This window comes from Clostridium sp. (assembly GCF_032552055.1).
Taxonomy (GTDB): domain Bacteria; phylum Bacillota; class Clostridia; order Clostridiales; family Clostridiaceae; genus Clostridium.
Genome location: NZ_JAWGSV010000231.1, coordinates 1 through 5,001, shown reverse-complemented (window position 1 = coordinate 5,001; position 5,001 = coordinate 1). Strand labels below are relative to the sequence as shown.

General features: G+C 27.2%; 6 protein-coding genes. 2 read left to right on the top strand and 4 right to left on the bottom strand.

The window, feature by feature from the left end; all coding sequences use genetic code 11:
- Positions 1-246: 246 nt before the first annotated feature.
- The 4 genes from E6248_RS13015 to E6248_RS13000 form a co-directional block, all read right to left on the bottom strand.
- Entirely contained in the window at positions 247-582 is a 336-nt protein-coding gene (locus tag E6248_RS13015; protein ID WP_316341223.1) for a hypothetical protein, read from the bottom strand.
- Positions 583-760: 178 nt separating this feature from the next.
- Positions 761-1,822 carry an IS1595 family transposase gene (locus E6248_RS13010; protein ID WP_316341222.1) on the bottom strand — a complete coding sequence of 354 codons (1,062 nt, stop codon included), beginning with the start codon at positions 1,820-1,822 and terminating at the stop codon, positions 761-763.
- Between the two features lie 200 nt (positions 1,823-2,022).
- Positions 2,023-2,976, bottom strand: coding sequence for a type I phosphomannose isomerase catalytic subunit (locus E6248_RS13005; RefSeq protein WP_316341221.1), 954 nt, complete (start codon positions 2,974-2,976; stop codon positions 2,023-2,025).
- Positions 2,977-3,329: 353 nt separating this feature from the next.
- A complete protein-coding gene (locus E6248_RS13000) occupies positions 3,330-4,088 on the bottom strand; it encodes an HAD family hydrolase (protein WP_316341220.1) in 759 nt (252 codons plus the stop codon).
- 164 nt (positions 4,089-4,252) lie between these two features.
- Here E6248_RS13000 and E6248_RS12995 point away from each other — a divergent pair, with 164 nt between their 5' ends.
- The gene (locus E6248_RS12995; protein WP_316341219.1) at positions 4,253-4,468 is read left to right on the top strand and encodes a hypothetical protein; all 216 of its coding nucleotides are present in this window, start codon (positions 4,253-4,255) and stop codon (positions 4,466-4,468) included.
- Between the two features lie 120 nt (positions 4,469-4,588).
- The gene (locus tag E6248_RS12990) at positions 4,589-4,753 is read left to right on the top strand and encodes a hypothetical protein (protein ID WP_316341218.1); all 165 of its coding nucleotides are present in this window, start codon (positions 4,589-4,591) and stop codon (positions 4,751-4,753) included.
- Positions 4,754-5,001 lie beyond the last annotated feature (248 nt).

Genomic DNA, 5,001 nt, shown 5'->3' with positions numbered 1-5,001 from the left:
ATAATATTCTAAATATTATTACATATCTTTTTGTTAACTATAAGTTTCCTAAATATAAAAGATAGACTATTTTTAAGCTTTCCCTTGAACCTAGGAGTTACCTATAAAAATTAGTCTATCTTTATTTAACGCTATGTTTAAGTATATTGTTGAAATATTGCAAAATTAAAGGATGTCCATGTTAGACATATTAGACATCCTTTAATTTCGTATTAAATAGAATCTACTCTACAGATATGAATTTGCTTAATATTTCCATAACTCGTTATCCGCTATTACATTGAAGCTAATTTTTCCAGCTTCCTCTTTAATTTCAACTGTGATAAATGTTAAATCTTTGCCACTTAATTTATCATATACTACAACTGTATTACTTAAATCTTTATAAGTATATGTTAAAATTAAATTGCACGTATTGTGCACTTTCAAGGTATATAAAGAAACCTCTATATTTTCATTTTTTTCTAATCTCTTTACTTTAGCTTTTTTGTATGCACCTTCTCCATCGTGAGTCAGCTCAATATTAGTCAAAGTATCTTTTGTTAGATTCTTGATATTAATTCTTTGCATGCAATCGTACATTATTCCATCTCCTTAATATTTTACCATCAACCAACTCGGCTGTTACTTTACTTAAAACTATTATAACTATATTTACCATTACAGCACTTACCATTGTTCTTGTAATAATTAAATACTTTCCAATAGTTTATTATTTAATTATACACAAATAATAGTAAATATTAAACATTATTTACCATTAAATATAAATTTCTTTTCTTTCTTTAAAATCCTTTATTTGAGTAGTGGAATATGAAGTATGCGATTGAACGAACAATCTTTTACACCTTATTGTATCTTTTTCTGTTTTAAACAACTCTATCCATTTAAACCAATACATATAATTTGCAAGGTATTTGGTTGCAACACCATGAAATCCAACCATAAACTGCTTTAATCTACTATGGTAGGCATTTATATGTTGAATATGATATATACCCTTTTTATATTTACCAGTCTCTATTTGCTGCATTTCAACATCGAAGTTATTTTTAAACTTAATATAACTTTTATGTGAATCTACACATAGAGTTGATTTTTCTTCTATTCTATCTTTAAAAAGCCTCTCTACATCTGTATAACGCATTCTACCATTACAAACTAATTCTGATATAACATTTCCCATTCTATCAGTAGCACACATTACAGATACTTGATTATTAGAGATACCTCTCTTTTTCTTTTCCTCTTGGCTTGAAGGTTTACTTTTAGGACCTCGTTTATATGGTTTTCTTGGCATAGTAAATGTGTTGCTTTTGCTATGATTCCCCTTATAGGAAAGTCTAAAGAACGTCTCATCTGCTTCAACAACCCCTGATACATGACCAATTCCTATATATACTCTTACAGCGTCTAAAATTTTATGTCTCCATAAAAATGCTGTAGGTATGCTGATTCCAACTATTCTAGCACATTTTCTAATTGAGTAACCTTCAATCATACATTTGATGTAAGACATCCATACTGTAAAATCTTTCTTACTATTGTAACAGGGGGAGTATGTGAAATCTGTAAATGTCTTGTGGCAATCTTTGCAAATATATCTTTGTTTGTCATTATACTTGCCATTTCTTAATACTCTATCTTTTTTACAATAAGGACATACTCTACCAGAAGAGAACCTATTTTCTTTTATTTCATCTTGAATTTCACTTGTCATAGAGCCTAAAATTAACTCTTTTTCAAGATAATTATATACTTGTTCTTGCTCACATTTGCTTAAAGTTGAAAGAAATTTTATTACAGAACTTGCTCCAGACATAGTATATTCCTCCATCGTTACATTATATTTATATTATAACCTATTTAGGATAATTTAATCAAATATCAACATATATCTTTAACATAGCGTTATTTAACTATCGATATTTAATTAAATCTTTCTGTAATTGATATTTGCAAGTTTAAATTATTATCTTAGAAATAATTACTTTCAAATTTTTAAAATAATTCTTCCCTGAATTATACTACAGGATAACTTTTCAATACCTTTAATTCACCAACAATAGTGTAATCTCCTAAGGTTGCTGGCATTAAGATACTATCTCCCATTTTAATTTCTTCGGAATATTCATTTCCATTTCTATCTATTCCTTTAATATGTCCATAACCTTCTACGCAAGTGTACATATCAAAGTTTTCCTCGTTACCTTTATCTTTATATTCCTTAGTTATTGATAACTTTTCAATTCCAAAGTATTCATTTTTGCATAATAAGCTATAGCTATATCCATCAAAGACTACTTCTTCTCTTTTACTTAAATTCTCACATTGAAGATCAAACTTTATAACATCAAGTGCCTTTTCCACATGTATTTCTCTAGGTCTTCCATAGTCATAAACCCTATAAGTTACATCACTATTTTGTTGTATTTCTGCTATAATTACTCCTTCGCATATAGCATGTACAAGACCACTATTTATTAAGAAGCAATCACCTTTTTTTACTTCTATTTTATTTAAACATTCTTCTACCGTATTATTTTTTATTGCTTCTTCAAACTGTTCCTTAGTGCAATCTTTAGTTCCAACTATTAATGAAGCACCTGGTTTAGCATCCATAACATACCAAGCTTCTGTCTTTCCATAATCCCCTTCATATTTAGCTGCATATTCATCACCTGGATGAACTTGAACTGAAAGCTTTTCTTTAGAATTTATTAATTTAATCAAAAGTGGGAATTTCTCTTTACTTACTTTATTGCCTAGTAACTCTACCCCATACTTTTCAATTAAATTATCAAAGGACATACCTTTAAGCTCTCCATTTGCCACTATACCTGTACCATTAGGATGGCAAGCTATATCCCAAGTTTCTCCTATTTCTCCTTCTGGCATATTGCTTCTAAAAGATTCAAAATCTCTTCCTCCCCATATTTTCTCGTAATACAAGTTTTCAAACCTTATAGGATACATTATAATTTCCTCCCTTAGTTAATTTATATTTTTCCTATGTAAAATAACGTTGCCCTTATTATTACCTTAAAACATTCCCTTTTGATATTAAAAATTTATAAGGTAAAATTTCAGCAATTCTATTTATATTATATATTATATCTATTACACTTATTTTTCCAGTATTTTCTTTAGATAAGTAACAGTTTATATCAAAAAAATACAAAACAATAAATCTATACAACCTTTATGTCATTCAATATTCTTATTTTATCCCATGGCTACCATTGCTAATACTCCCATTTTCTCAAATTCGGAGCTAAGCACTGCTACGCTCATAGATTAATTCTTCTAAGAATCACTTTATCTTAAATTTATAAAATATAATCTTCTATACAATGAGCCACAGATGTAACAATATAATTTGCATGATTTTTCAATTCATTTTCTACATAGTCAAAGGTAAAAGAATTTTTAGTAATATCAAACATACTTACATCATTCCAAGAGTCACCAATAGTATATACATCATTCATATTAACTTCCTCTTGAGATGCTATAAACTTTACTCCCTCGCCTTTAGAACATCCCTTTGGAACAATATCTATATAAATATCATTTCTATATGCAATTATTTCATCCTTAAATTCTTCATTAATTTCATTTTTTAATTTTTCTATTTCTTCAATATTTTTATTTGGGCTATAAATAGAAATTAAACTAAGATCTTCATCTATTTCATCTATAGAATTAACCCTTGTTTTACTAGGATAAGGCAGATTATCTCCATCATCTAAAAGGTAAGTATTAAATCCAGATTCAACAGAAATTGCTATATCATCACTATGAATTTTTGATAGTATTTTCTTTATAATATCTTTCTTAATTATCTTTTGCATTATTTTACTTCCTAAAGAATCAACAATTAATGCTCCATTTAAAAGTATAAAATAATTAGCTCTTATATTATATTCATCCTTGATCATCTTAACTCCGTTATAAGGTCTTCCTGTTGCAATAACTAATAACCTTCCTAGATTTTGCAATTTATGTACTGCATCTTTATTTCTTTTTGTCATACTATTCTTTTCTAATAAAGTCCCATCTAAATCAGTAGCTAATAATTTAATCATCATTTCCTCCATTTATGTTATTAAAATCAAAACTTATTTACTACATTATTTTATCATATATTATTATAAATTTTTACAAATTCATTATTTATTCAACTTTTCCTCAAACTAACATGAATTAAAAATCATTAAAAATAGATAATAAACTATAAGGAGGGATTATTATGTCCAAGAATTCAAAAAAGAAAAGTGTTTATTTACCTAATGAAAGAACTAATTATTCACCACCAAAACACGCTTTAATAAGTCATGGTAAAACTGAAGAACCATCATCTATGCTTCCTAGCACAATAATAGATGATATAGTTGTAAACAATATTTCAAATGTGGAGTTTGACTACACTGAAGAAAGTATCCTAAGCGTAGATGATGATATTTAGGTTTTATTTCAACTATCACTTTATATATATTATACGCTCGGGCTCAGTCGCGAGCTCTAAGTCAACTTATTAATAAATTAAATACTAAAATAATATTTATACTTTAAGGAGGTTTTTTAGATGGCAAAAAGTAATGATAAGAAAAAAAGAACTGATGGTACTATACCAATGAAGGGCAAGAATGTTCCTTCATCCCTTAATTCAAGTAATACAGCTACATCATTTAATAGCTACTCTAAAAAGGATAAAGTATTGAAGGATAGTAAAACTAATCAACTTTATTGATTTAATGTAATTGTAGACTTTATATATTATGATTAGACTTCGTCGCAATATCCAAGTAGTCTTCCACATAATATATAAAGTCTACTAATAAAATATAAATTTAAAATTATCAAAACTGCTCTTTTATAATTGCATTAAATACATAAATATTGCTAAAATTCCGAATAAAATAGATAAACCAATAAAAGCTAATACATTCTCTTTCTTTATGATTGCTAGTAAAATATTAATAATACTTAATATAATAT